22 protein-coding genes and 1 pseudogene are annotated in these 26,868 nt (G+C 50.2%); 12 read left to right on the forward strand and 11 right to left on the reverse strand.

Going from position 1 to position 26,868, the window contains the following annotated elements; translation table 11 throughout:
- Positions 1-18: 18 nt before the first annotated feature.
- Positions 19-849 (reverse strand): helix-turn-helix domain-containing protein, encoded by an 831-nt coding sequence (locus E5E96_RS12520; RefSeq protein ID WP_216368087.1) that lies wholly within the window; start codon positions 847-849, stop codon positions 19-21.
- Between the two features lie 295 nt (positions 850-1,144).
- Between E5E96_RS12520 and E5E96_RS22520 the strand changes: the two are divergent.
- The 6 genes and pseudogenes from E5E96_RS22520 to E5E96_RS12545 form a co-directional block, all read left to right on the forward strand.
- Positions 1,145-1,702, forward strand: a pseudogene (locus E5E96_RS22520) (FGGY family carbohydrate kinase); the annotation flags it as partial.
- Between the two features lie 329 nt (positions 1,703-2,031).
- The gene (locus E5E96_RS22525; RefSeq protein WP_253264621.1) at positions 2,032-2,628 is read left to right on the forward strand and encodes an FGGY-family carbohydrate kinase; all 597 of its coding nucleotides are present in this window, start codon (positions 2,032-2,034) and stop codon (positions 2,626-2,628) included.
- Positions 2,625-3,884, forward strand: a complete 1,260-nt coding sequence (locus tag E5E96_RS12530) for an L-rhamnose isomerase (RefSeq protein ID WP_171282276.1) — start codon at positions 2,625-2,627, stop codon at positions 3,882-3,884. The genes E5E96_RS22525 and E5E96_RS12530 overlap by 4 nt, the downstream gene beginning before the upstream one ends.
- Positions 3,885-4,017: 133 nt before the next feature.
- The gene (gene rhaT, locus E5E96_RS12535) at positions 4,018-5,046 is read left to right on the forward strand and encodes an L-rhamnose/proton symporter RhaT (protein ID WP_171282277.1); all 1,029 of its coding nucleotides are present in this window, start codon (positions 4,018-4,020) and stop codon (positions 5,044-5,046) included.
- 11 nt (positions 5,047-5,057) lie between these two features.
- Positions 5,058-5,372 (forward strand): L-rhamnose mutarotase, encoded by a 315-nt coding sequence (rhaM, locus tag E5E96_RS12540; protein ID WP_029303765.1) that lies wholly within the window; start codon positions 5,058-5,060, stop codon positions 5,370-5,372.
- Between the two features lie 293 nt (positions 5,373-5,665).
- On the forward strand, positions 5,666-7,000 hold the full coding sequence (locus tag E5E96_RS12545; protein ID WP_171282278.1) for a site-specific integrase: 1,335 nt from the start codon (positions 5,666-5,668) through the stop codon (positions 6,998-7,000).
- A gap of 10 nt (positions 7,001-7,010) precedes the next feature.
- On the opposite strand, the gene E5E96_RS12550 is transcribed toward E5E96_RS12545, so the two are convergent.
- Positions 7,011-7,934: a hypothetical protein gene (locus tag E5E96_RS12550; protein WP_171282279.1), complete on the reverse strand. Its 924-nt coding sequence runs from the start codon at positions 7,932-7,934 to the stop codon at positions 7,011-7,013.
- 505 nt (positions 7,935-8,439) lie between these two features.
- On the opposite strand from E5E96_RS12550, the gene E5E96_RS12555 reads away from it, so the two are divergent.
- From E5E96_RS12555 to E5E96_RS12570, 6 genes are all read left to right on the forward strand, one after another.
- Positions 8,440-8,616 carry an AlpA family transcriptional regulator gene (locus E5E96_RS12555; protein ID WP_171282280.1) on the forward strand — a complete coding sequence of 59 codons (177 nt, stop codon included), beginning with the start codon at positions 8,440-8,442 and terminating at the stop codon, positions 8,614-8,616.
- Between the two features lie 418 nt (positions 8,617-9,034).
- Positions 9,035-9,703 (forward strand): inovirus Gp2 family protein, encoded by a 669-nt coding sequence (locus E5E96_RS12560; RefSeq protein ID WP_171282281.1) that lies wholly within the window; start codon positions 9,035-9,037, stop codon positions 9,701-9,703.
- A 123-nt stretch (positions 9,704-9,826) separates the two neighbouring features.
- On the forward strand, positions 9,827-10,270 hold the full coding sequence (locus E5E96_RS22530) for a Fic family protein (protein WP_253264622.1): 444 nt from the start codon (positions 9,827-9,829) through the stop codon (positions 10,268-10,270).
- The gene (locus tag E5E96_RS22535; protein WP_253264623.1) at positions 10,270-10,422 is read left to right on the forward strand and encodes a Fic family protein; all 153 of its coding nucleotides are present in this window, start codon (positions 10,270-10,272) and stop codon (positions 10,420-10,422) included. The genes E5E96_RS22530 and E5E96_RS22535 overlap by 1 nt, the downstream gene beginning before the upstream one ends.
- A 24-nt stretch (positions 10,423-10,446) precedes the next feature.
- Positions 10,447-10,785, forward strand: coding sequence for a hypothetical protein (locus E5E96_RS22540; RefSeq protein ID WP_253264624.1), 339 nt, complete (start codon positions 10,447-10,449; stop codon positions 10,783-10,785).
- Positions 10,786-11,280: 495 nt separating this feature from the next.
- Positions 11,281-14,082: a hypothetical protein gene (locus E5E96_RS12570; protein WP_171282282.1), complete on the forward strand. Its 2,802-nt coding sequence runs from the start codon at positions 11,281-11,283 to the stop codon at positions 14,080-14,082.
- A 209-nt stretch (positions 14,083-14,291) separates the two neighbouring features.
- Here E5E96_RS12570 and E5E96_RS12575 read toward each other — a convergent pair whose 3' ends face one another.
- From E5E96_RS12575 to E5E96_RS12615, 9 genes are all read right to left on the reverse strand, one after another.
- Positions 14,292-18,095 carry a hypothetical protein gene (locus E5E96_RS12575; RefSeq protein ID WP_171282283.1) on the reverse strand — a complete coding sequence of 1,268 codons (3,804 nt, stop codon included), beginning with the start codon at positions 18,093-18,095 and terminating at the stop codon, positions 14,292-14,294.
- 614 nt (positions 18,096-18,709) lie between these two features.
- Positions 18,710-20,599, reverse strand: coding sequence for a UvrD-helicase domain-containing protein (locus E5E96_RS12580; protein ID WP_171282284.1), 1,890 nt, complete (start codon positions 20,597-20,599; stop codon positions 18,710-18,712).
- Positions 20,596-22,917: an ATP-dependent endonuclease gene (locus E5E96_RS12585; RefSeq protein WP_171282285.1), complete on the reverse strand. Its 2,322-nt coding sequence runs from the start codon at positions 22,915-22,917 to the stop codon at positions 20,596-20,598. The genes E5E96_RS12580 and E5E96_RS12585 overlap by 4 nt, the downstream gene beginning before the upstream one ends.
- A gap of 216 nt (positions 22,918-23,133) precedes the next feature.
- Positions 23,134-23,631, reverse strand: a complete 498-nt coding sequence (locus E5E96_RS12590) for a JAB domain-containing protein (RefSeq protein WP_171282286.1) — start codon at positions 23,629-23,631, stop codon at positions 23,134-23,136.
- A gap of 361 nt (positions 23,632-23,992) precedes the next feature.
- The gene (locus E5E96_RS12595) at positions 23,993-24,403 is read right to left on the reverse strand and encodes a hypothetical protein (protein ID WP_171282287.1); all 411 of its coding nucleotides are present in this window, start codon (positions 24,401-24,403) and stop codon (positions 23,993-23,995) included.
- A gap of 9 nt (positions 24,404-24,412) precedes the next feature.
- A complete protein-coding gene (locus tag E5E96_RS12600; RefSeq protein ID WP_171282288.1) occupies positions 24,413-24,844 on the reverse strand; it encodes a DUF2787 domain-containing protein in 432 nt (143 codons plus the stop codon).
- 61 nt (positions 24,845-24,905) lie between these two features.
- Entirely contained in the window at positions 24,906-25,484 is a 579-nt protein-coding gene (locus tag E5E96_RS12605; RefSeq protein WP_171282289.1) for a lecithin retinol acyltransferase family protein, read from the reverse strand.
- Between the two features lie 87 nt (positions 25,485-25,571).
- Positions 25,572-26,027 carry an IrmA family protein gene (locus tag E5E96_RS12610; protein WP_253264625.1) on the reverse strand — a complete coding sequence of 152 codons (456 nt, stop codon included), beginning with the start codon at positions 26,025-26,027 and terminating at the stop codon, positions 25,572-25,574.
- 3 nt (positions 26,028-26,030) lie between these two features.
- Positions 26,031-26,864: a hypothetical protein gene (locus E5E96_RS12615; protein WP_171282290.1), complete on the reverse strand. Its 834-nt coding sequence runs from the start codon at positions 26,862-26,864 to the stop codon at positions 26,031-26,033.
- Between the last annotated feature and the right edge of the window lie 4 nt (positions 26,865-26,868).

The following is a 26,868-nucleotide window of genomic DNA, read 5'->3' on the forward strand; positions in this document are numbered from 1 at the left end:
GTGGCCAAGGAGTGAAGTTTATTTATGACGTTTTCTATATTGCAGAGGTGTCAGTTCAAAGGCATGGTGAAATTTGCTGGAAAAATAATTTCCATCATTGAATCCACTCTCAAAAGCAATATCTGTAACCGATTTATTGGTATGGCTGAGCAACCAGGAGGCATGGCAGAGTCGTACTCGTCCGAGATAATTGTTGGGGGTCAAACCAGTATGTTCCTGTATTTTTCGGTTCAGGGTGCGCAGCGGAATGGAAAAACGTGCAGACAGTTCACTCCAGTCAATCTCTTCCTGATAGTTTTCATCGAGATAATTAATGAGGGCTAATAGTCTTTCTTGATCTCCTTCCCCCTTGCTGCCCGCCTCTCCTCCTTGCTGACGGGTACGCCAGAGCAGCACGGCCAACTGGGAAAACAGTGCTTCGATCATCACCGGAGAACAGGCATCTCGCCGGCTGTTTTCTGCCGCTATCTGGTTTAGCAGCAGCTCGCTCTGTGGTTGCAGGGAAGGGGGTAGTTGCAGTCCGCCATTGGCCGGATGGCAGCTGGTTTGCAGCAGGGTTTGCAACCCGTCTGCGAAGTGGAATCCCTCCGGCCTGAACAGCACGTTGGTCAGGCAAAGATCCTTCATCTGATCGAACATGTGGGCATCGTCTTCGCGCAGGTAGAAGACACTGCCACGGCGGATATGCACGGCGCGGCCGTCCGTGATGTGGATGGCACAGCCAGACTTGATCAGCACGAGTTCATGAAACGAATGACAGTGCTCCGGAAAGGGTTCCTGCGGAGCGCGTGGCAATACGTTGATGACCTTGTTGTGGTCAAAAAAATCGGTCTGCTGCAGGCGAAACATGGTCGCTCTCTTCATGAGGTAATAATCAGTGAATATGCGCAGGAGCCGGCTCCGGTCAATCAAATAGCACGGGTTTCGTGAGGGTTTTCACAGTTACCTCGCATTTATTTATCAACGAGTCTCGATTGCTTCCTTTTGCGCGATGGCGTTATTTGACCTCACTCACACAATTGTCATCCAGTCTTTATTTCTCGATTTTTATGCCAGTTGAACATATTTATTTGGCCACAACAGAAAGGTTGCTAACCATCAGGGAACCTAGAGTAATGACATCGAAATTTATGGAGTCGGTTCGATGTCAGTCAGTATTGCAGCAGTGGATTTAGGTGCCTCCAGCGGGCGGGTAATATGGGCCAGCTATGATCCGGTCAATGAAAATATCACCATGCAGGAGATGCATCGCTTTACCAATGGCATGGTGCATAGCAATGGGCATGATTGCTGGGAACCGGAGCGGCTCTTTTCCAATATATTGCTCGGGCTGGAAAAAATCGATGACGCCGGCATTGCGCTCGATGCGGTGGGTATCGACTCCTGGGGGGTCGATTTTGTCCTGCTGGATGCGGCGGGCCAGATGCTCGGTGATGCTGTGGCCTATCGCGATGCCCGTACCGACGGCGTGCCGGAGCGGGTCTGGCAGCAATTGTCCCGCGATGAGATCTATCGTCGCAGCGGTATCCAGTTCCTCAAGTTCAACAGCCTCTATCAGATCCGGGCCCTGCTCGATGAAAAACCGGCCTGGCTGGACAAGGTCACCCGCCTGCTGCTGATCCCCGATTACCTGCACTATCGGCTGACCGGCCAGTTCAGCTGTGAATTTACCAATGCCTCCACCAGCCAGCTGGTTAATGCCCGCAGCAGGGATTGGGATCCCGAACTGATCGCGTTGATCGGCGAAGGGGGCAAGTGGCTGCAGCCGATCGCCGCCCCCGGCACCCGGCTGGGTCACTGGATCAGCCCCTCCGGTCGTCAGGTCAGTGTCATCTTGCCTGCCACCCACGACACCGGCTCGGCCATCGTTGCCACCCCACTGAGCGGGCGCGGCGCGGCCTATATCAGCTCGGGCACCTGGTCGTTGGTTGGGGTCGAGTGCAACGCCCCACTGACCGATGCTGCTGCCCAGGCCGCCAACCTCACCAATGAAGGGGGGTGGAGGGGACCTGGCGTCTGCTCAAGAACGTCATGGGGCTGTGGCTGGTGCAGGGGCTGCAGGCGCTGTGGCCGCAGTTGGGCTTCGCAGAGCTGGTGGCGCAGGCAGAACAGGCTGAGCCCTTTGCTTACCTCATCCACCCCAACGACGAACGTTTTCTCAATCCCGCCTGCATGCGCAGCGTCATCCAGCACTTCTGTCAGGAGACGGGACAGGGCACGCCGCAGACCCCGGGCGAACTGGTGCGCTGCGTGCTGGACAGCCTGGCGCTGTGCTACGACCAGGTGCTCAGGGAGCTGGAAAACGTCACCGGCGAGTCTATCACCAGGCTGCATATCGTCGGCGGTGGTTCCCAGAACCGGTTGCTCAACCAGCTTTGCGCCGACATCTGCCAATGCACAGTGCTCACCGGGCCTGTGGAGGCTTCGGCGCTCGGCAACATCGGTTGGCAGCTCAAGGGGTTGGGCCTTTTACAGGATCTGACGGACGTGCGCCGCCTGATCCGCCACAACACCCGCATCGACACCCTGCATCCGCATGAGGTCCCGCAGCTGGACTATTACCGGACGCGCTTTGCCGCGCTCTGCGCGCACACCCATTCAGACACGTTAATCGAGGAAGTTGTATGAACCCGAATATTGAAACCGCCTTTGCCCTGGCCAAACAGCAATATGCCGCCCTCGGCGTCGATGTGGATGAGGCGTTGACTACCCTGGCCACCATTCCGGTCTCCATGCACTGCTGGCAGGGGGACGATGTCGGTGGCTTTGAAGCGGATGCCGGCGCCCTGACCGGCGGCATTCAGGCGACCGGCAACTATCCGGGCAAGGCGCGCGATGCCATCGAGCTGCGCCGCGACCTGGATCTGGCGATGTCACTGATCCCGGGGGCCAAGCGGCTCAACCTGCACGCCATCTATCTGGAGGCGGAGAGCCCGGTTGCGCGGGACAAGATTGAACCCAAGCATTTTGCCAACTGGGTGCGCTGGGCCAAGGAGAGAGGCGTGGGTCTGGACTTCAACCCCAGCTGTTTCTCCCATCCGCTGAGCGCCGATGGCATGACGCTGTCACATCCGGATCCCGAAATCCGCCGGTTCTGGATCGATCACTGCAAGGCGAGCCGCCGCATCTCGGCCTCCTTTGGTCAGGCGCTGGGTACGCCGTCCGTGATGAACATCTGGATCCCGGACGGCATGAAGGATCTGCCCGCCGACCGGCTCGGACCGCGTCAACGGCTGATGGCGGCACTGGATGAGGTGCTGGCCGAGCGGATCGACGAGGCGCACCACATAGATGCCGTGGAGAGCAAGTTGTTCGGCATAGGAGCCGAGTCCTACACAGTCGGGTCGAACGAGTTCTATCTGGGTTATGCCAGCTCCCGTGACATAGCCCTGTGTCTGGATGCCGGCCATTTCCACCCCACCGAGGTCATCAGCGACAAGATCAGCGCGGCCTCTCTATTTGTCCGGCACCTGCTGCTGCACGTCAGCCGCCCGGTGCGCTGGGACAGCGATCACGTGGTGCTTCTGGATGACGAAACCCAGGCCATCGCCAATGAAATCATCCGCAATGAGTTGCTAGAGCGGGTGCATATCGGCCTCGACTTCTTCGATGCCTCCATCAACCGCATCGCGGCCTGGGTTATCGGTACCCGCAACATGAAGAAGGCGCTGTTGCGTGCTCTGCTCGAGCCCATTGAGATGCTGTGCCAAGCCGAATGCAAGGGGGATTATTCGACCCGCCTGGCTCTGATGGAGGAGACCCGCAGCCTGCCGTGGCAAGCCGTCTGGGACTACGCCTGCGCCCGTGAAGGGGTCGCGGTGGGCGTCGACTGGCTCGACGCCGTCAAGGAGTACGAGGTGCAGGAGCTGCTCACTCGTCGCTGAGTTCACCCTCTGCTGACGCCCGCCATCTGTGGCGGGCGTCAGAAAAACAACAAAAACAGCGCGGTTGTCATCAAGGACGCTTCCCTCCATCGGGAAGCAAAAACACAATCAAACCTCAAGCAAGGAACATCTCATGTCTGCAATCGTATCGGGAATCGGTTGGCATCTGGTTGGCGCCGCCTCGGCGGCCTCCTTCTATGCTCCCCTCAGCAAGGTCCAGCGCTGGTCGTGGGAAACCACCTGGGCCTTCGCCGGCCTGTTTTCATGGATCCTGTTGCCCTGGCTGGTCACCTCCACGCTGATCGATGACTTCGGCGCCTTCTACAGCGTGGTGGACAGCAAGGCATTCTGGGGCATGTTTCTGTTTGGTGCCATGTGGGGGATAGGCAATGTCAACTATGGCTTGACCATGCGCTATCTGGGCATGTCTCTGGGCATAGGGATCGCCATCGGTGTGACCCTGGTGGTGGGCACCCTGATGCCACCCATATTGCGTGGGGAATTTGTTCAACTGCTCACCACGACCAGTGGCCAAATCACCCTGCTCGGTGTCTTTGTCGCATTGATCGGCATAGGCATAGTCACCTGGGCTGGGCATCAGAAAGAGATTGCCCTGGGCACGACTACCCAGGAATTCAACCTGAAGAAGGGGCTGCTGCTGGCGGTGATGTGCGGCATTTTCTCCTCGGGATTTGCCTTCGGTCTGGAAGCCGCAGCTCCCATCCGGCAGGCATCGCTAGCGCTTGGCATCAACCCGCTCTACGCCGTGTTGCCGAGCTACGGCATCATCATGGGCGGTGGGGCCATCGTCAACATGGGCTACTGCTTCATCCGGCTGGCAACGCGCCCCGACCTGTCACTGCGCAATGATCTGGCCCAGCCAGCGCGGAGTCTGCTGCTTAATGGCTTGCTGGCCGCGGCCGGTGGCATCATGTGGTATCTGCAGTTCTTCTTTTATGCCTGGGGCGAAGCCAGCATTCCCGAACATCTCTCCTTCGTAAACTGGATGTTGCACATGAGCGGTTATGTGTTGTGTGGCGGAATCGTGGGGCTGTTGATGGCGGAATGGAAAGGGGTCGGCACTCGTCCGGTGCGGATCCTCTGCATTGGCATGCTGGTGATAGTCGGTGCCGCCAATCTGGTCGGCATGGGTATGGCATAAGGAGCGATAAGATGATCCGCAAGGCATTCCTGATGTCGGTGCACCCTGGCTGTGAGGTGGAATACCGTCGCCGTCACGATGAGCTCTGGCCCGAGCTGGCCGCAACTCTGAAGGCGCATGGGGCCAGCAACTACAGCATCTTTCTCCATCCGGAGAGCTGTCAGCTGTTTGGTTACGTCGAGATTGAAGATGAGGGGCGCTGGTGCGAGGTGGCCAGTACAGCTATTTGCCAGCAGTGGTGGGCTTATATGCAAGAGATAATGCCATCGCACCCCGATAACAGCCCGATCAGCATGGAGCTCTCCTTGCTCTTCCATCTGGCTTGATAGCGTGTGTGTCATCCGACTCAAAAACGACCAAGGGGTTGGCATTGTGATGATGCCAACCCCTTGTTTTGTATGGCGCTCCCGACTGGAGTCGAACCAGTGGCCTGTCCCTTAGGAGCCAAGGTAGGTAGTGTTTCAGAAGGTTTTACAAAGTTGAATTTATGATTGTAACATATTGTTTTTAATGTTTATTTTTCTTGTTGTGGGTTTCAGCTAGTTTCATGAAGTCTCACCCTATATCATGTTTGCTGTGGTACCCCAAGTGGTACCCCAAACAGGGGGGAGAGAATGCTATGGCAAGAAAACCGGTAACTCAGGATCGAGAGATCCCCTCATTGATTTTGCAGGGGGAGGCTTCGATTACCCGATATGCGGTGAAATCTCCCCATGGCGGTGGATTAGCTATTGAGGTTAGGACAGGGAAGAGCAAGCGGTTTGTCTATCGTTATCGGATTGCTGGTACTCAGGCGACAGTTGTTTTGGGTAATTACCCTGCGTTGTCGTTGGCGCGAGCTAGGCTTGAGCATGCAGAGCTGGCTGCTCTGGTAAAGAAAGGGATTGATCCACGCAAGCATGTTGCTAGTGAAAAGGCTAAAAATGAAACTGCCCTGACGATGGATGAGTTGCTTGGACGATGGCTTGATGCGCAGCGTGTTGCTCAGGTCGTCAAACCAAAGACTCTCCAGTGCCATCAGGAGCGTTGGAATCGTCACCTTAAGAAGAGCTTGGGTAATATTCGTCTAATCGATCTTACACGTGCCCACTTGGCGCAAGCGTTAGAGATAACTCGGCGTGCAACAAAAGACGAAACCCGTAAGGGGTTGGGAACGCTGAACCAGATGTTGGATTATGCGGTGGTTCACTGCCTTATCGAGGCTAACCCTGCGAGACTGTTGCGGCCCAAGGATTTTGGTGCCAGTGCCGGTTCGCCAAGAGAGAGATGGCTGACAGTCCCCGAATTGCGCAGGCTATGGAAGGCGATTGATGAGGATCTTGGAAGTGGTGGTAGCTTAGCGGCTGGAGGGCGTGGTGTTTCTCGCCATGCCACTATTTCTCTGCCCGCAGCGAATGCGATCAAGCTATTGATATTGACCGGAAGTCGTAGAGGCGAAGTCGCTAATATGCGTTTTTCACATATTAGAGATGATGTTTGGACGATCCCTGATACCAAGAATGGGAGGCCACATTCGGTATTCTTATCTCGACAGGCGAAAGCGTTGATTGATGAACAGGCACTATATGTAAACGGTGACTTCGTTTTTGAATCAGATAGACCTAAAAGTGACGTAATCGAGCCTATTTTAGTTGACTCTATAACCAGAGCTTTAAGGCGTTTTATTTCTCGTTCATTACCTGATATGGAACCATTTACCATACATGATTTACGACGTAGTGCTGCAACCAATTGGGCTGAGAGATTAGATGCAGAAGAGAGGGTGATCGAATTATGTTTGAATCATCTCCCACTCAATAAGTTGGTTAGAACCTACCATCGGTCGCGACATGACGATAAGAAAAAAATGCTATGGCAACGCTGGGGTGAGTTGGTTGAACTTGAAGTAGCAAATGAGCCACAAAAAACTAATCTTCATGGGAATGTTATTGAGTTCGCAAGAAAAGTAAAATGAAAAAGGTGGACTAGTGTCCACCTTTTTTTATTTGTTCATACTCTTCTCGTATCAGTCTTGTGACTACCTCATTTTTTCTTCTATCTGTATTTTGACAAATGAAGTCTAATTTTTTAATGATATCTTCAGACAGCACGATACTTACCGACTTTTTACCATTGTTTTTATCACGATATGCCTTTTGTGACCAAGCTGATTTCATTTTTGCTAGCAATAACTCTCTTCTATCTTCAGAGTCGTTTAGTAAGTCGAAGGTTGTTATTATTCCATTTAGGTGATTTTTTGGATGCCCATTTTCGACAAACCACATCGGATTGCTGCCTTTGTAAAGGTAGTTCCAAGCCCACTCTTTATTGTTTGAGTCTGCCCATTGGACAACATCACGTATCTTACTTACGAATATCCACTTTTCTTTTAAAGTATTAAGTATGGCGATTTTTATTTTTGGTTCATGATCCAACAAATCAAAAAAACAAATAATAGATGCTTTCTTTGCTTTACTATCTTTTGGCAGGAGTGGGATTTTCATTATCTCAAAGAGAGAGTTATCAGTTGAATTTTGACCTTTTCCTGTATTTAAAATATCTGCCTTATCTATATATATATTGTAGTGTGGTGTTGATGCTTTTAAAATTCTAATATAAGACCAAATATAATCGCATAGCCTTTCATTTTCTGTATCAATCCAGTCAAAGTTGTTTATTTCCATACATTCAAAATTGATGTAATCAATCAATTTAACCTTGTTAATATCTTGTTCGAAACTAAAAAGCTTATATGCAGAGCGGTTTAATATAGCGCTGGCGTTTTTTTGAATTGCATTTAAAAAAATATTTTCATCATAAATATGGTTGAAGTCTACATTAGGTATCACTTTTGACAGATAGTTTATTTGTCTATTTGTAAGACCAATTGAATTTATTATTTGAGCCATCTTAATATTCTCGCTCTATTATTACTTAGTAATTTAACGCGCTTTTGTTGTCATTTTATCGTGATTTTATGACTTTTTATTGCGTGATTTTCAACTTAATCGTGTCATATTTTTGAGTCAGATCACTTAAGTTTAGTGCTCTATCTATGCTGGATTTAGGTTGTTTATGGCTCAATGCTATATCAAGTGCTCATGGCTTTCACTGCAGCATTGTGTTTATTTTCGGCAAGGCCGCGTCACTCATCAACGACTTGGCCTTGTAACAGTAATGAAGGGAACTGAGCTGCTATCTAAATATCCGTTTTTAATAATAAAGTGTTGCTATTATGCATGACTATAAATGTGATATGCAGTACAAGTAATGCTTTTATGTATAGTGATGAGGGCAATCTTATATTGCAGGACTTATAGTAAGAAGTGTCCTGTAGTTGTTTTGGCTGGTGCTCTGATGAGACATGTTTTTTTACATGTGGGCCTCCTCCTATGTACGACAAAGGAGATCATCATGAAACTACTTAAATTGAAAGATGTAATGGAAATGACATCACTCTCTAAGGCATCAGTTTACCGTCAGATGAATGACGGTAAATTTCCAGCATCAGTCAAGATCGGCCCAAGATCTGTTGCTTGGGTTAACTCTGAAATAGAGTCATGGATTGAAGAGAAAAGAAATCTTCGCTAGGGCTAATTTCTGATGAGTAATTTAAATAAATTGGCTCATTGCTGAGGCTAGAATTATTGTCCTATCAGGGATTAGAGTTATTAGGTTGGTTTGAAATTCAATACATTGGTGTAGGTAATAGTAATATATGTTTTAAGTTGAACGGACATGTATATTTAAATTAAATACTCTCTTCATTGGAAGTATATTGACAGCCTATAAATCCACTTGCTTGAACCATTCTGAGCAATAGTCATCGTTTATCATGACAATTTAACTGATCTATTCCGTATTCAAGGAAAGTGTTAATCGCATCTATACACAAACTATCCTGGTGATTACACCAGTTAATAGACCAATACTACGGCTCTATCCGCAAAATATACCCATCATTATTTAAACCTTCAATGGCTATCAACAATCTATTGGGAGAGTTCAAATGTCTATTTCTATAGAAGAGTATGTCCTGCTTGCTCAGCAGTTCTACGAAGCTCGGAACTATAGCTTTAATGTGGATAATTTAGAGAAAATCCTCTCTGTATCGGAGAGCGCTCTTAAGCATTACTCCAGAGTGTTTGCTTTTCGAGTTGACTTTCATTTTGAACAACAAACTGGCTTTGGAATGTATTTAGCCTTAAAGCCTGAGTCGGGCTCAAGGATAATTAAAGAGTTCTTTTCAAGGCTTAAATGGCTCATTGAGCGCGATGAGTCAGAACGACGTTATGAAGGCAAGAGGGTTCATTCGACTGAGATTAGATATGTTTGGGCTAAGGAGCAAACAGCCGATGCTCTCAGTCCTCATTATCACATGATGATTTTTTTGAATAGGGATGCTTACTACAAATTAGGGAACTATGAATCGGAAAGAATGAACCTTGCTAATAAAATAAGAGTGGCGTGGCACACCGCTGTGTATGATGAAAATATCAATCTGCAAGATAGTAAAAAAATGGGACTGGTGCATTTCCCCAAGAATGCTGAATATCTCATTGAGCGGAATGATACCGAGTCGCTCAAAAAGATGCTTGTGCGGGTAGCCTATCTGGCTAAAAACGAGACCAAGAGGCGCGGACAAGGGGACCGCTGTTTCGGGGGGAGTAACCTTTGAAGGCTTATTGGTGTTGATAAAAGACTTTTACTGCAGTTTTAGATGGCATCTGATCCGGGAGTTTCTGCTCCCGGATCTGTTAAGCTAATCCCTCATTTGTTATCGGATCAGTTGGAGTAACCCATGGCAGCCTATTCCCCTCCCTTCACCCTGACCCACTCCATGTTGAGCCGGGTGGCGGACATCGCCGAGTTGGTGGGGCAATGGCGGTTTGCTCAGAGCTCTCAGGTGCCGATGCTGCGTCGAGAGAATCGGATCCGCACCATCCAAGCTTCGCTTGCTATTGAGCACAACACCCTGAGTGTCGAGCAGGTGACGGCAGTGATTGAGGGGAAGACGGTACTTGGGCTTCCACGGGAAATCCAGGAGGTCCGTAATGCGTTTGCGGCCTATGAGGCAATGCCTGATTGGGATCCGGCTTCAGCTGATGATTTATTTGGTGCTCACGGACTACTGATGCGTGGACTCTGTGATGATGCGGGTCACTGGCGTAGCGGTGGTGTAGATATCTATCGAGGCGAGCAGTTAGTGCATATGGCTCCCCTGCGAACCAGGTTCCTCGTCTGATGGGACAACTATTAACGTGGCTGGCTGAGACCGAGGCTTATCCGTTGATTGCTTCCTGTGCCTTGCATTATGAGTTGGAGTTTATTCATCCCTTTGCTGATGGGAATGGTCGGATGGGGCGGTTATGGCAGACAGTGATCTTGAGTTGCTGACAGCCTGTAATGGCCTTCTTGCCAGTGGATACGGTGATCAAGGCGCGGCAAGATCACTACTATCAGCAACTAAGTCAGGCTGATAACCGCAGTGATTGTAACGAGTTTATCCTCTTTTTACTGGAAGCTCTGCGTGAAGCTCTTGCTCAAGCCATCAGTGATCAGCCAGATGTAGAAGCAGGAATGTCGGCAAAAATGTCGGTAGAAGGTCGGTTGAGAACGCCTGAGCTGATCGTGAATACGTTGAGGCTAGAGCCTCATCTAACGTTAGCGGAAGTAGCCGAGCGAGTAGACATTTTCGTGGGGTTCACACGACCACTTACGCAGAACAATTTACAATCTTCGTCATCGATTCAACAATAAAGGTCGTCAGGGAAAGAATTTGAGAGGTCAAGCCATTACTGTGCGGATTGCTTATCGAGAATTTCGAGCTCGTATCATCTTTGGCTTGAAGCTGCCTCAGTTGCGGAGTTGCAGATCTCCATTTGGGGGGGCAGTCAAATTCAGCTGCTTCGGGGGCGTATCACCGCATTTCGCGAGCATCTTGTGTTTCACGGTGAGCAAATGCTCAAGTGTGAGCCGGAAATTGAGCTGTTCTTGCGTATGGCACTGCGCATACCAAGTGGAATACCATTATTACCCACGAGGGCCGCAGCGTCGGGGCAGTATTTGATGCTCTTTCTACCATCTAGGGTCAATGTACGGAGGGCGCGACTTCTGCTTCAACCGGTTGGTACATTCGAAGGAAGGTGCCTGATTTTTAGGTTGCAAATTAAACGGACAATTTTGAACCCAGGTTACTTTAGCCCTTCCTTAGATTTCGCGCTTCGCAAGTTACAAGCACCTCGAACTAGCGAGGTGTTTCATCGCATTGGTTTTGTAGATATCAGTCTGATGCAGGCCTGTTATCAATTGGGCGAATACCGGATGGATGAGGTAAATCGCATAGCCCGTGAGGTAGATCAAAGGATCAACGGAATGATCGTTCTTACCTTAGTCAACTTAGGGGTAATTGATTCTACAGATGTCTTATCTCAGTTACCTAAGCGCAGTAATTCGCGCTACTACAGTGACGAGCAGTTGACCCTGAATGAGGTATCGCAATTCCGTCAGGTCATAAAAGTGCTACAGGATGTCGGTGTAATACCGCAAGTTATTGTTCAGCTGGTCAGGCTAGACGTGAAGGATTTCGATCCGCAGCGGCTCAAGGCCACGGTGGAAATCCTTCAACTCAACAGTCCCGAGCTCTCTAAGCTGTTGCAGACGCTAGGCGAGCAGGTGATGCTAATACAGCCGGAACGCTGGGCGTTCTTAGTTTATGTATTGGGTATTCACTCAGTAGTCGATATAGGGTTATTTAAGTGTCTGCTTGATTCTGGGCAGACACCAAGTAAAAAATTAGTATTGGAGTTGCGGGCGGCTGGTGCTGATGTCACAGCGCTAGCGGCCTGTCAGGCTCTCATTCTGGCCGCAGGTGATCGAGAAGATAGAACGCCTGCGGCCACCACTAAGTTACAGCAGCTTTTAGCAGCGCCACATTTGTTCACCTTTGCCCAGTTGGCATTGGCTGAAGACTATCTTTTAGCAGAACGTGATTTGATTTCCTTTCTTCAAGTGTTGGTCAAGCATGGATATGGGGATGCACAGAGTGTTCTGGCCTTTCAGCACTGCTATAAGCAGCTCAGAGCGGATCAGCTTGATAGTTGGCTGAATATTGCCGGAGAGAGAGCTCATGATCAGCCTGTAGCAACGGTCGTGGAGTGGGTTGCTCGGGCTGGCAGGGGAGGCTATACAGATTCTTTCAACTACCTTTTGAAGGCGGGAGAGTTGCGTACCTTCACGCATCTGAAGCAGGCACTAAAGCTTGCTCCACTGGGCGTAACTCTGCTGCGTTATGTGCGAGAAGAGCGTGGACTATATGGCCTTTCAGCCTTGCTGAAGTGGTATCACAATGATGCGCCGGGTATCAAAGATATTCGACTCTGGAGTGGAGTGAATGCTGTAAGTAAGATTTTGTTGGACGATGCGTTTGAACGCAAAAACTTCAAATTACTGAAGAGTAACCTGGATTTTGTTGAGTCTGTTATCGACAAGCAAATTGGTGCTGTATTAGGCCCCTTTCCGGTTTTGGCTGACGATGAGATGAATGAAGCTTACCACCAGAAACGTCGTCGTATGCACGAAGAGTATAGGAGCGAAGTTGCTCCTAGACTGAAAGTCCTACTCACAGAAACTGGTGGCGTACTTGTGTTGAGTATACTCGATCTACTTGGATCTCCAGTGGAGGAGATACGTACCCGGATTGCTCAGTTTGCACCGGAGCTCAGCAAGCTTCTTACTGGTAATGGCCCCACGAGGGCGGAGCTGAGTGACCTAGAAGCTGATCTGATTGCTTTAGTATATCGGACCACATCGAGAACGGTTCGTGATAATTGGCATCGGGTGATTAGACGGGAAGCAGATGTTAGTTGGCTTGCTACAGGCACCCCCTATTCCATGAGTTGGGGTCAAACGGAGCAGCAACTGGATGAGTTGATTGATCTACGTGGCCTCCACGCTCTGAAGGAGGCCACGCAGTTTGCAGTAAATTTCACAAGTAGTCGGCAAAAGGATATGTATACAGCATGTCGCTACCTGAGTCCGAAGAGGTTGCTCGATCCGGCTGCTGATGTCTGGTCGCTGACTTCGCATCTAGGCGTGCTGATGGCAATCGCTGGAGATGACTCGAATGTGTGTGTTTGGTTGGATCAAAGAGTCAAAGAGATCGAACAGATTGCCGATCCCGGCCTGCTCACTTCCCAACAGGTAGACTCCCTTCATAAGTTATTCGATGTTCAGTTGGGGGATGCTCTGGATGTATTTGAGATAGATTTCGTCGAAAGTTTGTTAGATACAGATGCATCGCTCTTGGCTTCCCGACTAGGCATGCACTATACCGCTGACTCTCTTTCTGCTAAAGATGCTCTCAGGTTAGCATTGACGAACACACGTGAAACAGTGTTACGCGTGTACCGCCGCTGGGCGGCAAAACAGAAGAAGCGTTTTGATCGGAAGAAGAATGTGAAAGAGGCCTACACGACAATGCAGGCATTTGTCTCGAAGTCTCCGGCTGCCTTCTTCGCTAAGGAGGCCGCTGGCATTTGTACGCGTGGAAATACTGCTATGTGGCAGGAATCGAGACATGCACACTTACTCGTTTTTGCTCCAGACCAGAAGTGTCTGGCTGGTATGGCCTTGCTCTATTTCGAGCGTGTACCTGCATTAGATGCTGACAGAGATACATTGATCATTCGAGCGATTAACCCGATGGATGATTTCCTCGCATCGCACGGAGAGTCTTCGATCGTTGATAGTTATTTTGATGTAGCCATTAGTATTGCCCAGGAGCATGATTTGACGGCTGTAGCTTTTCCCTGCCCTATGGGAATGCATTTGATGTCGAACCATCAGAGCATTGAGAACGACATCAATGAGCGATTCATGAAGCGTGCACGGACTTTCATTGAGTGGAATATGGAGACATCGTCCACTATCTGGTTGACCCAACCGCGCAAGGTGGCTGCAGAGTTCTATGCCTACGAAGCGGGTGAGGTTCTTATTGAAGAACTATTTGTGATCTGGCATGCCAAGGAACGCGAAATCGGGCTTGCTGTAGCCTAGCAATTTATAGGGATTGCATAATTCAAAAGCGAGACAGCCATATTTGTGACGACCTCGTTAAATTGATCATTTATCGAAGAGATTGGAATAGTTACAAGTAAGAAAAAGTTTGTAACTGATGATAAATTGTTTTATGTCGGTTGTGATATTTTCATATTGCCATGGTTAATTTAGAGTTGTTAGTAATTGCAATGCTGAGATGAAAAATATTATTTAATACTCATATTTAGTAGTAGATGATAGAAAATTACTTCCTGATGATTACGGTAACGACGCTCCATACCCAGCCATAGGAGATCTGTGCTACGCTGGACTTCAACGTTATGACAAATTTCCAAGTCAATACTGAAGCCTTTGTAATCTTGATTGGTAATAAAATCACTATATCCGCCAATCAGTCCAGCAAAATTACTGACGTCACAATATGCTACTATAAAAATAGGGCTGAGTGATTCGTTATCATATCCAGAGATTTTGTTAAGATGGTCGGCAATAACTGTTTTATCTATGGAAAAAAGCCTAAACGCTTCAAAGATTGCAATTCGCTTGTTTTTTGCATCGGTGATGTAACCATCAATTTCACCAGGGGTTTTACCGGATGCTGATTGACCTCCGCGTTTTTGATCCCTAAATCCAATACGAGCCTCGGCCATTCGTTTATCAAACAGCGACGTGAACCAGTCGTTGATTAAGTCCTCTTGGGTGACCCTGGCGTTTACCTTTCCGAGTGGAGTCACTGAATGCTGTTGTAGATTTTTTTTACGCAGTAATAATTCATTAGTTATTTCTAACACTATATTCTTTAAGTATTCATGCGTCGATTTACCATGACTTACGATGGCTACATAGTCTTCAAATTCTTTGGATACGATCTGACTATAATGTTTCGTAAGTTGAGCTGTGCTACGTTGTGACTCCTCGAGCATTATCTGGATATACTGAGTTAGAGACTGTTCATGTGGTCTAATTTTGGCAAGTTCATTAATAAGCTCGTTGAGCCCTAGTTCCTCGAGTCCTAGTTCCTCGGATGCCTGCTGATTCAGTTCGAGATAACGATCAACTATTTGCTGTGCGATTAACGATTTTCCTTCCGCAATAAGTATCTTGCAATATGGATGCAGAACTTCGACCCTGTCCTGCTGATCAGTGTTTAACTGCATCCAAAAGATGTCGGCTTTTGGGGCATCATGAAGCTGCTGATAAGTATCTAAAATAGTCGCAATCCAAGGGGATGGCATATGCTCAGGTTCAATGCCGCCGAGGTTGCTCAGGAACTGTGATAGAGACTGCCGCAGTCCCAATTTATCTTTGTTTATTGCATAAAGACTCAAGCATCCTTTGAACAACATAAAATTGTGGTGGTTGTTTTTAGTTTCTGGATACAGACCTTTCATGATACGTACACATTTTTCTGGATCTTTTTGGCAGTAAGCTGCAGCGATAATATACCGTCTAAAATACTCACATTCTTGCCAGTGAGCTTGATCATTTTCTTGGTAAGGCTGATTGCTGTGGTCGTGTGGTATTGGGAGTCTCCGAGCTTCTTCTGCAAATTTATCAGGAGGGAGCTGGGTCGCGAGAAGGTCCATTAATTGCCATTTGTACTCATAACTCGACCAGACTTTGCGGGCTCTAACAATGTGAGGGTTACTGGTTTTGGCAAAGCGTTCTTGGGCTAAAAAACCCTTTGCAGTAGTTATCAGCTTAGCTGCTAGGTCTTTATGGCCGGTATCACAGGCCGAGACGAAAGCCTTCTCAAGCTCAGAGAGTCCCAGGTCTTCCGTTTCAGGGTTTTGCCGAGTTGCAATAATGTTCTGTAATCGCTGAGCTCGCGCAATAACAGAGCAGCGTTCAAGCAGGACAAATAACTGATCCAAGGGGATAAGTGGTGTGACGCGCTCGACGAGATCGTCATACAGACTGTTCTGGAGCAAGTTGGTGTATGAACAAAATTGCGTCCACAGATCGTACTCCCTAGCATAAAATGTTTCGTTGAACAAATAAGTAGCTTGCTCGCGCGGACCAAAACCCAGAGTACGGACGATTTCAGCCACCCGGTTTGCAATGCGATCCCAATTATTGGAAGTTCTTTGGGGTCGCCCCACGCACATCAATATCTGTAGATAGTGTCGAATGGTCGAGGCACACACGAAGTTGTTTTCGCTCGAGTAATTCAGTCTCCTCAGCCAGTCATTACAATTGTTCGATAGTGCGAGAAGTGGGGTCACATCCTCTTGCTCAATGAGCTTGTGCCAAGGAAGAGCCGAAAAAAATGCACTTGGTTCTAGACTACGTCGGTGCCCCTCCAAATTTTCCTCAAATTCTATTTTGTAGTATTTGAGAAGTCCTGTTCTCAACAAGCTGTTTAACGTACCTGTTGGATTGATACCGGTATCCTCAAGACGTTCCATTAACCAGAAACCCAGAAGATATCTATGGTGCTGCTGAGACTGGTTGATTTTAGTTGTTTCGCTTGTTGCCGAGAATTGAGCAAATGCTTGGCCGAGTTGAATGACATGCTGATGGTTTAAACTATCTAACAGGCAGAGTAGAAACTGATACTCAAAACTTTTAGAGAAATCCTTGGTATTCAAGTTGTTACATCTGTCGCCCAATAGATCTACTACATTGAATAGGCGTTGACCACTGTCGGACTCTTTCTCGATCGTGCGAAGGTATTCGTGGCAAACTAAATATTGATAGCCTTTGTCAAAGTCCTGAATAAATGGATTATTCTCTCGGCGTGAGTTGGCGGGTGAACGTTGTGAGAGATAAAATAAGGCAATGTCACAGGTAGCAATATTTGATAACAAAAAAATCTTGTAGGTGTTGTTTTCGTATTCTGGTAGTACATTTAACAGTAGATGTTTCAGTATCGGTCGGGAGGCAGCTAGGTCTAGCAGAGAGTCCGTGAAACCCGACGACTGGAGTGTAATTCCCTCTAGATAGATGCTATTTTCAATTGTATTGGACACTAATGCACTGTAGAACTCTACGGGTTTCCTCCAATGCCTAAAATGCTTTCCTTGACGGACAAATTGCAAATTACTTGTGTCATCTTTACAAGGTGATGAACCGTAGGCCGCACTTAGGGTATCCAATGTGGGTTTCTCGAGCTCAATTATGTCTTCATCCCTTGAATGCGTACTCTCATCAGCACTAATTGTGATGCCAACATGAACTCTGGTGGGGGTAAGGATACTTGAGAAGTCGTGCTCATTGATGAATTGCTTCCACAAGGTATCTATGGAGAGACTGAGTGCGGCATCTTTATTTAAATAGGATGTTAGTTGGTCGTGAAATATATTTTTATCTGAACTGTTAAGATAATCAAATAGCACGGGCATAGCCCAGCTACAATTAACGCGCAGACACAGGATCCATTGCTCGAATGCCTGTTCTGGCTCTAGTAACTCACATAGTTTTAGCCACAAATAGGTACTTACTAGTGAGCTGAAGTTTTGATTACCAGGCAGCAGTTTGAAGTTGCCATTTTCAAGGAGTAGTGCTGGAAGAAGCTCCACTCTAGGTATGTTACCAAAATGTGTCACCAGCAGCCTATCCAGCTCATTTTCGGGCATTATATAATGTGGTTGGATATAGCCATTCTGGCCATAGCTGATGTCCTTTAGATGCTCAATGGTTTGGATCAATGGGATCAGACTTGGATCAACGTTGTCCACGTTTCCCATTCTCAGGCAGTGTATGGAGCACCAGTTTGTATAAAAAGCTACCAAGCCGTTTTCTTCAAGAAACGAAAGAGGTATATTCCCTCCCACAAATGGAGGCGCTGCACTAGTACATGGCCAAGTTGTTCGCCCAGTGAGAATAGCTTCTACTGTTGGTCTGTCCAACTTGGGAGTTGCTAGGGTGGCGTGGGCTAAAAAAATTGATAGTGCCTTCGCTTGGGTATGATCCGTATATGAATAAAGTCTAGAGCTTCGATTTGTCGTTGCATATCCAGTCAAGATAGATTTGAGGTGCTGCCAGTTTTCCGAATAGTTGCTGTTCATTCTACGTGTGGATTCCATTGCCATTAAATTGGTCTACTATACCGAGCCGTAGGGATTATTGTGTTCCTAAGTCGTCTGAACAAGACCAATATTGTAACGGAAGCGAACTCATTCATAACTTTAAGTGCAACATCTGCTAAAAATCTGGCTGCTTCCCTTGAGTAATTCAAACACATTTACAGCATGGATGCGATATAAATAACATTGAGTATCCTGCGGTTGTAAAAAACAGTGAATCCTAATAGTCCGACAGAGGGCTGGTATCATGCCAGTCCTCTGTACTTTGATGCCCCCTGCCTTCGCTGGATTATCTTTACTAATCAGACTTATCTTTCTGATGGATATCCAAGTAGAGATAACCATGAACTGGTGCACAACCTTCTTCTCTATCGGCGAAGAGACGGTACTATGGCCCTGCATCAAGTAGACGTATTATCCCATCCCTGTGGAATTGATGTCGTCAATCCTGTCTCGGTGAATAGAGATGACGGAACGCTCGGTCTTCGCTGCGGCCATCTCCCTCACGTCATTTTGAATATGAGAAACGCAGGGGTTCACTCGATGTCCTCCTTGAATATCCGCGGCCCTACCATCTTACCAGCGTGCAATCAGGCTCAATCGGTTGCCAGATTATGGACGTCTTCGGCCGGGAACAGCCCAAGGCCTGAGATAGCGGCATGCGCCGCCGCGGGATCATCTGCGAAGAAAATCACAGCCAGATCTTTTCCGGCACGCGAGCAGCAGACGTACAACAGACGCCGTGTGCGTTCGAAAGTTGTCTCTTTGCCCTCAAGACGGTTGGTTTCGTCCCTCTCGGACGGCGGCGTAATACCGAAAAGTTTCCCGTATGAGAACTGGTTGTGGCGACCTTCCTCGTCATCGATAACTGCCAGGACGCGGCTGAACTCGGCCCCCTTGACCCCCTGATGCGTCTCGAAAGGCGACAGCTCCTCAATGTAGGTCCGGTAGTCCCAGAGTTCCTTAATAGGAGTGTGAAGCAGCTTCTGCAAAGCTGCCATGTCACCTGAGTCCTCAGGGGGAACTGATGCGTTGTATTCGGCCATCGCAGTCAGTAGGCGATCATCCAGTCTGAACATCATGCCATCCCGAAGATGCTTCAGTGCCTCGAACGCAGCGATAGTAGAGGTCGCGCCGCATGCCTCGGCGAGGGACTTCACCCTTACGTCAAGATCCTTGAGGATCGTCGGCAGGGCATTCTCGCGCACGTGCTCACGCTGAAGAGACGGAGCGAAGCGGCGCAACAGATTCATTACCTCAAACTGATCGTCAGCTCTGTTGGCCATGATCAGCGGCATCAGACACTTCAGAAAAGGTTGTACTGACCAATGCGAGCCATCATCGAACCCATCCTTGATCCCTGCAGTCGTCTCGTCGTGGAACGCCTCGTAGAGACCACCAAAACCGAGACGACGGGCAGCCATGCGGTGCACGATCACTAATACCTTCACATCAGCCTCTCGCTCATCACTGAGCCAGAGGGGATCAGCATGTTGATCGGCTAGCCATTGGCGAGCAGCGGTCAACCGCCTACTCCGATCATCCTTGGGAACGACCAGAAGTTTTGCTGTACCTTGGACGGGCTTTCGCTTTTCTCCAACAAGTTCAGTCTTGCCGCCCGTCTGGGTCAAACCGTCGCCGTCAGCCCTGATGTTATTGATGACGTTCAGAACTGCCACAGGACACCGGAAGTTCTCCGGCTTTTCGATGGTTTCCCATCCAGGGAGAGGCTCTATCGCGCCTGCGCCCGTGGTGTAAATCTTTTGCATTGGGTCACCGATGAAGCCGAGGCAGAACTTCGAGCCCAGCGCAGCTGATATTGCCTTAAGCGCCTCGACCACGTCCGGAGCCGTGTCCTGGCTCTCATCTACGAAAACGAACGGGAACTTCTGACCGACGACCCTAGCGATGAGAGGTTGAGATCGGATGAGTTCAGTGGATAGTCTAATCACATCATCATGCCCCAAGATCCCTTTGGGGTAATCACTGCCGACACCGTAGGTGTAACGGTCAACAGAGACTATCTTCAGCTTCTGCTCATGGTAATGTTCGATGTCGGCTACAGCCTGAGCCCGAGTGCTCTCGCGCGTACGGTTTGTGAACGCTGCGATCCTCTCTTCAGTCTCTGCGATCTTCTGATCGAGCCGGCGATCCACCCAGTTCGCGATGTCTGCCTGAAAAGGTTTGAGGGCAGTCCAGAGAAAGCTGTGAATGGTCGAAACATGGAAAAGCGGATCGTTCCCGACATCTCCCCATATCTCGCCGACGGCGACCTCGGTGTAGGTGATACATGCAATCTTCTTTGCCCGTTGGTGAAGGTAGGGCCCGCGTGTTTTTCGTAGGTGATCGAGAGCCTTGACGATCGAAGTGGTTTTCCCCGAGCCCGCGCCAGAGACCATGACGAAGCCTGTCAAAGCATCCGCATCAAGGAGAGCCCGAAGCTCGATATCCGCCGGGGTATCCGGCTTGCCAGCGCGGCTCGTCATTTTGCAGCCTCTGCAGCATGGAGTGCTACGTCGAGAGCAGGTTCCAGCTTCGCAGCGGCGCTATTGATCGTGTCGTCGCTGATCGCGACATGAGTGGTGAGCCACTCGAGACCCTTCTGGATATAGGCAGGGACAACCCAGCTAGCATCGTTGCTAGCAAGGAGCCCTAATGCGAAGTTCGTCTTTTTGAAGCTTTCTCCCTTCACCCGTTTATGGATTTTTGCGGCAAGCTCTTCAAGCGACATCGTGGACGATTTGGCCCAGCGGAGTCCGATCTCGTGATGCTCCTTCTTTTGGCACCAGACGAGATTTTCATAGGCGAACGCCTCCTCAAGCGTACGACTCTTGAGCACAAGCGTATCCTTGCCCCACGTCGTATTCATGGGGCACTGATAGGTGACCATCACATGCGCGCCGCCATCCACTGTGGGAGCCTGAAGTCTGTCGTCGGCCGGCGCAGCCAGGAGATCATCGATCAACGACTTTCCCGGCAGCCATTGGCGCAGAGTCTGGTTTGCCGTAATTGCACCGGGTGTGTCGGCGGGACATTTCGACCTTGGCTTGGGCTCTTTCTTACCTTCTGCGTCTTGGCACTCATCGTCGTCATCATCCTCTTCTTCCGCTTCTTCTTCCGCTTCTTCCACCGCTTCAGCGGCCGCTTTTTCTTCCTTCTTCGTCAATCCTGGATGCACGCTGTCGAGGTCGGTTACGATCAGTGTCGGCAGTCCGAGGAACTCGATCAACTTGCGGAATCGGTAGGCAAAAGCGCCACCCACTTCGAGGATACTCAGATAGGCCGTGCTGAGCTTCTTGGCGCCGTGCGTAATCATCAGCGGCAGGACGAGACGCTCAACATTTCCTTCAACCAGAATGGCCGCATCCGCGAAGAAGAGGTCGCAATGCGTCAGCTTCATGTAGCGCTGAAGGAAATCCCGGTCGGGTTCGTTCTGATCGTAAAAAACCGACAGGTTGAAAACGGCTGAGCTCTGCTTTGCACCGGTCTCCGATGAGCGTCTGAAGTAACGGAGCGGCTGGAAGCCGCGCTCATAGAGAATGTGCGGCGAGTGTGTGGTGATCACAAATTGCGTCGCATAGCCGTCACCACCCGAGGGTGGAATCAGGTCGGTTAGTTTGCGTACGAATGCCTGCTGGAGCTGGGCATGCATGTGCGCCTCTGGTTCCTCGATGAAAATGAGGTGGATAGGTTGTTGCTTGTCTTCTTCGCCTTCCTCGGTGGTGGACCAAGCCGCATGAAGGTCTAGGAGTTCAACGCCCATATAGATAAGGTTTTTGAACCCAAGCCCGTTATAGCTGTCGGGGAGCGCGAGAGCTTCCACTTCGGCAGTCGCCTCTTCGAGGAGGTAGTGAACTTTCGCCTGTTGGTCGCCCATGAGGTGTTCTATTTTAAGTGCTGATCGAATCTCGATGGTGGGGTTTGCCAGACCCGGGTAGCCGAGCTTGCGGAGTGATTTGAATGTGTCGCTGAATACGTCGGCAAAGTGTTTGGTGAGCTGGTCCTCGGAGAGCGCGAGAGCTCTCAGCGCGTTGTGGTCGTCATCCCGCTGTTTTTGATTGCGGGTGTAGAAACGGCTCAGCCGTTTCGAGAGGTCTTCGGTTCTTGCCTGAGCATTCCCGTCGCTCAGGTGGCGCTGGGCGCTAAGGAAGTCTACTTTGATCAGCGAGTTGATGACGGTGTGTCCGGATCGTTCGGTATCACCGATTATCTCTTTGGGTGTATTAGCCGCGTCGGCGGTTTCCGCCTTGAGCTGCGCCTCATCCAGAATGAAGTAGCGCAGACCATATTCATTTTTCAGCTCTCGGGAGAGATAGTCGCGCATGTTGCGCGGCCATGGCTTGTAGTCCTGCCCGTCTTTTTCCTTGGTTTTCGCAAACTTGGCTGCTTCAGCCGCCTTCGCCCTGAAGTTTGCGAGTGTCTGTGCGGCATCCTTAGCGGCGAACTCGATCCGAAGGCCGACCAGCGATCCTTCCCAAGCGGCACGCGGGAGCAGTTCGACCACTCGATAGAGGTTGTCTGCGTCTACGCTGATCCAGACATCAAGGGATATAGCCGGAAATTCGACCTTAGCGTCGGCCGAACCTTCAACTGGAAAGTTTTCGAAATCGGCCCAACAGCTCGCACAAAAGTCGTGAACCGTAAACTTGTCCTTACCGCCCGAAAGGAAAAGCTCAATCGCGTGAGTGGCAGAAGTCTTACCACTGTTATTGGCGCCGACGAAGATCGTCAGGTCATTGGCAAAATCAATACGTGCGTTCTTCAATCTCCGAAAATTTTTGAAGACGAGAGAATGTAGATGCATCTTGTTCGTTGCCTCCCAGCAGCGTGATTAAGCTTCGAGTGAACTATCGCATAAGCACCTTCAGCTTTTCTTAGCTCACGGTCATGACCTTGTCTCCACCTGAGACATGATTTTTACCTCGAGCTAGCTGACTGAGCTGATATATAAGTGTTCAGCCCAACTTAGACTGTCACTACACAGATACAAAGTGGGCTCGCACGAGAATGTGATGTGAACCTAATGATATTTATTGGAGGAGCGACCAAGGGGGGGATTGGATTCTTTTTTTGAAAAGATAGACTGGGATAATCCGGTCGGGCAAAAAATCATGGAAGCGATCTTATTTCCGCAAACGAGGACAACTCCTGAAGCACTCACCACGACATGATCCAGCAGGTGCTCGTCTACAAACTTCAAGGCCTCCTGGTGCTGTCTGGTGAGCTTGATATTGGCCTGACTGGGCTCGGCAAGACCGTATGGATGGGTGCCGAGGAACAGTCCCTCGTAGGCCAAGATCCGGTGTTGGTTATCGAGGAACAGAGCTGCAAAAACTTCGCGATCCCGTGTTTTCAGCAGTCCTTGCAGGGCCAAGTGTTTATCGGTGATGGCAATGCCCTTGGCGGTTTCTGGCGTGCAACTTGCTTGGGCGATAGCGAGCAGTTCGTCGTCGGTGACAAGATCAGTCACCCGGTAGGTGCCGGGGATCTCCCCGGCGATCAGTTTGTGATGCAACATGATTGTGCTCCATTCGTCATCGCCCTGCCACGTTGGACGCGGCAGGGTCGGCGAGGTGTTTGGTTAATGGGTTGGTAAATGTGGTGGTAGCAGGATTGGCTCGCGGTGTTCAGGCCGCAAGGGTGTGAGTGGTGTAGTCGTGCAGTGGAATGTGGTAACTGGTAGCTAGCAGGGGTGCCTAGCTGAGTTAGCCTGCGGTGATCCGGGGAGGCGCACCGCCATTGAGCCAGTGCATTACCCCGTTCGTTTTCATAGCGCAGGTAGAGGGCACAACCGTCCAACGGCTGACCTCGGTCATGCACTGCTTCAATCTGACCATTGTGCTCAATGGTAAGCCTCCAGCTCGATGGCGATCACGGCGTTAATCATCTTTGGTCTCCTTGTCGGGGATGGGGTCACTATCCACGCGATAGCCACGGTTGATGCAGATACGCTGCAGGTCAGCCAAGAAGCTTGCCAGTACGAGAGGCAGCTCGGTGAGCGGCACGGGCCCAGCTTGGCAACGCCAGAAACAGCGACGCTTGGGGTCGATACAGATTTCATCTCTCGGCTGGCTCATGGTGTGCCAGTCCTCGGCATTGCTGAGGGAGAGCAGTTGCCACTGTGCGCCAGACCAACGGACTTGCAGGGTGACTGTGCTGGCTTGTGGGTTATCCGGAGTCAGGTGTAGCAGCCAACGCTGACCACTGCGAGTGGGGGTTAGCTTGGCGCTTGTGGCGACTCGTCCCAGCCACTGACGTGAGTAGTGGGAGAGCGCTAATTCTTGGCTCATAGTGTCCTCCTAATCTCCTGCAACCGTGACGCTGAAGCATTCCAACCGGCAGTAGGCAATGAAGTTGCTTTGCCAGATATCGAACAACTCCCGCACTTCGGCCAGTCGCAACGGTCCCCAGCCCAACATGGTGTGTTTCCCATCGAGGAAGTTGAAGTCGAGCTCCTTGCAGAGCTCGGCATCATGGCCGAGCCCCTGGTAGCTGAAGTCGGTGACGTAATCGAACAGCCAGCCATCTAGCCCACGGATCAGGCGGATCTCGACCGGGTGCACGCCGCATTGTTCGGCGCTGTAGCTGTAGCCGGGGTTACGAAAGTTGAAGGTCAGTTGGGTTAGACGCTCGATATTGAGCTCGGTTTTAGCGATTTCCTGGTTGAGCAGAACCAGCAATGCTTGGTCAACGGGCAGGGCAAAGCCGTCCCGGAAAAAGGGAATGGTCATGATGTTTCCTTATTGAGTTCAAGCAGGAGAGTACCCCTGCGTTTTGCTTTGAAGTGATGGGTCAGTCGTTTAACCAATCCCACAGTTTGCTGACGCCATAGGCTGCAACGGCACCCACGGCAAGGGGAGCTAACAGCGGGGCTGAAGCAATGCCAGTGATCGACACTACCGTCGCTGCGGCGCCACTACCGCCAGCCGTTGTGGCCAGAGAGCTGGCAGCAAGCCCTGCGGTTGCACTGGTGGCCGCCTTACCCAACGTATGGCGAACCACTTCGGCTGCCACCACCGTTGCTACAGCAGTTTGCAGCAGCTTGGGGGGATGCTGAACCCCTTCTATGCACCAAGTGACAAACTGCTCGCTGCCAGCAAACTGCTGGTCTTGCGCACCTTCATTGAGTCGGGAGTAAGCCCGAGTCAGGCTCTCTTCTCGGCTAAACAGGCGGTGGGCATGGGGTTGGACCTCAATGGTGCAGTGCTGACTGAATGCAGCCAGAGAGGTCAGCGCCAATTGGCGTGAGTGCTCTCTGGCAGGGGATGATAGGCAGTGAATGACCTGGTCATGGCCAACAAAGAGTCCGTGATGATGGCCTTCAGGCTGCGGTGTTACCAAGTGGTCGCCGATAATGAAATGTCGTGTCATGGGATGATGATCCTCATAGAGGGTTGGAAATGAAAAAGGGCGTCACCATTACGGTGACGCCCTTTGGCTTTGTTTTTCCTGAGCGTGTTAATTGCCGCCCACAGTGATCTTCAGTGGTTGATGAAACTCAGGGGTGAAGGTTGATATCGGCAGTTGGGTGACTTGGTTGTGAGCGAGCGCCTCGGTCGCCTGAATAATGGCGATGGACTTGGCCTGCTCTACCTGTCCGCAGTCGACCTCCGTAAAGCCACCGCCATAGCGTGTGGCTGAGCTCCCGCCGAAAGGTCCCACTTCTAGTGTTGATTCAGCCAAGGCTTTACCCTTCTTGTCATTAAACTGCAGCGTGATATACAACCGCCCAAACTCATCGGCGCCTCCACTATCGAGGGAGAAATGGTACGCGCAGACGCCCTGGTTAGCGTAGACGGTATCGGTGTGCTGAATAATGAGGTAGCGCTGTTCTTCCGCATGGCTTGGGTGGCTCCAGAGCAGTCCACAAGCCATCAGGACAGCTATCGAGCATTTGGTTGAAGCGATGTTCATGACTCACCCGTTGTAATAATCGCAAGTGGAGGTCAACTTCGTGGGCTTGACCGTCCATGTGGCTTTTTGATCCTGCCCACTGTAGATGCTCAGAGTTGAGGCGGAGAGGATCGCATTGACGAGCTGAGTCCATTCGGCCTGGCTTTTGGCTTTACCGGATAGACGTTGACCATTGACCTCGATCTCTTCAACGCTGCTTGAAGCATCGTAGGCTCTGGTGTATCTGAGTTCGGAGTGCAGGGGCCAAGTTGCCCCCAGCATCTGATAGGCGCATTTGATTTCCAGTACGTATCGAGAGTAACCCTGGCCCTGGGTCAGGGCATAGCGAGGGCCATAACGTCCCTCTTCGGACACCCACCGTGCAGGGGGGCCTTTTGGTGCATCTAGCATCTGAGGCTTCTTGGCATTCTCTTCTGCCTTGCTCCAGGACGCTCCTCTACCCGCCTTACGTTCTTCGTGATACATCCAGGCATCAATCGGATAACGCTTGATGAGTCGGTCACCGATCATGACATCGACGTTGTTCAGTCGATTGTAGGTATTGACCTCGATACTGGCTGAGGCGCTGCAGGTGCCGGTATCTAGTTTCTTAAAGCTGCGACTGGCGTGTTCGGCAACCAGCAGATCGCCAGTGGCACAGCCCGTTTGGGAGCGGTTGTTGACGATGGCAAGGTAGTGGCTGTTTTTGTAGAGCAGCTCGCAGGTTCGTTTGTTATTACACGCTTGAGCCAAGGTGGTGCCATCACTGTCTTGATAGGACCAGATGTCATTGGGGCTGCTGGCCATGGTACTCGGTGCAGTGAGTGCCAGGGTGAGCAATGGAACGAGTTGTTTCATGAGA

The organism is Aeromonas sp. 1805 (assembly GCF_013085525.1).
GTDB lineage: Bacteria > Pseudomonadota > Gammaproteobacteria > Enterobacterales > Aeromonadaceae > Aeromonas > Aeromonas hydrophila.

Excerpts from the sequence above, each read along its gene's own strand:
- E5E96_RS12520 (WP_216368087.1), bottom strand. The coding sequence starts at position 849 with ATGTTTCGCCTGCAGCAGACCGATTTTTTTGACCACAACAAGGTCATC.
- E5E96_RS22525 (WP_253264621.1), top strand. The coding sequence starts at position 2,032 with ATGGGGCTGTGGCTGGTGCAGGGGCTGCAGGCGCTGTGGCCGCAGTTG.
- E5E96_RS12530 (WP_171282276.1), top strand. The coding sequence starts at position 2,625 with ATGAACCCGAATATTGAAACCGCCTTTGCCCTGGCCAAACAGCAATAT.
- rhaT (WP_171282277.1), top strand. The coding sequence starts at position 4,018 with ATGTCTGCAATCGTATCGGGAATCGGTTGGCATCTGGTTGGCGCCGCC.
- rhaM (WP_029303765.1), top strand. The coding sequence starts at position 5,058 with ATGATCCGCAAGGCATTCCTGATGTCGGTGCACCCTGGCTGTGAGGTG.
- E5E96_RS12545 (WP_171282278.1), top strand. The coding sequence starts at position 5,666 with ATGGCAAGAAAACCGGTAACTCAGGATCGAGAGATCCCCTCATTGATT.
- E5E96_RS12550 (WP_171282279.1), bottom strand. The coding sequence starts at position 7,934 with ATGGCTCAAATAATAAATTCAATTGGTCTTACAAATAGACAAATAAAC.
- E5E96_RS12555 (WP_171282280.1), top strand. The coding sequence starts at position 8,440 with ATGAAACTACTTAAATTGAAAGATGTAATGGAAATGACATCACTCTCT.
- E5E96_RS12560 (WP_171282281.1), top strand. The coding sequence starts at position 9,035 with ATGTCTATTTCTATAGAAGAGTATGTCCTGCTTGCTCAGCAGTTCTAC.
- E5E96_RS22530 (WP_253264622.1), top strand. The coding sequence starts at position 9,827 with ATGGCAGCCTATTCCCCTCCCTTCACCCTGACCCACTCCATGTTGAGC.
- E5E96_RS22535 (WP_253264623.1), top strand. The coding sequence starts at position 10,270 with ATGGGACAACTATTAACGTGGCTGGCTGAGACCGAGGCTTATCCGTTG.
- E5E96_RS12575 (WP_171282283.1), bottom strand. The coding sequence starts at position 18,095 with ATGAACAGCAACTATTCGGAAAACTGGCAGCACCTCAAATCTATCTTG.
- E5E96_RS12580 (WP_171282284.1), bottom strand. The coding sequence starts at position 20,599 with ATGACGAGCCGCGCTGGCAAGCCGGATACCCCGGCGGATATCGAGCTT.
- E5E96_RS12585 (WP_171282285.1), bottom strand. The coding sequence starts at position 22,917 with ATGCATCTACATTCTCTCGTCTTCAAAAATTTTCGGAGATTGAAGAAC.
- E5E96_RS12590 (WP_171282286.1), bottom strand. The coding sequence starts at position 23,631 with ATGTTGCATCACAAACTGATCGCCGGGGAGATCCCCGGCACCTACCGG.
- E5E96_RS12595 (WP_171282287.1), bottom strand. The coding sequence starts at position 24,403 with ATGAGCCAAGAATTAGCGCTCTCCCACTACTCACGTCAGTGGCTGGGA.
- E5E96_RS12600 (WP_171282288.1), bottom strand. The coding sequence starts at position 24,844 with ATGACCATTCCCTTTTTCCGGGACGGCTTTGCCCTGCCCGTTGACCAA.
- E5E96_RS12605 (WP_171282289.1), bottom strand. The coding sequence starts at position 25,484 with ATGACACGACATTTCATTATCGGCGACCACTTGGTAACACCGCAGCCT.
- E5E96_RS12610 (WP_253264625.1), bottom strand. The coding sequence starts at position 26,027 with ATGAACATCGCTTCAACCAAATGCTCGATAGCTGTCCTGATGGCTTGT.
- E5E96_RS12615 (WP_171282290.1), bottom strand. The coding sequence starts at position 26,864 with ATGAAACAACTCGTTCCATTGCTCACCCTGGCACTCACTGCACCGAGT.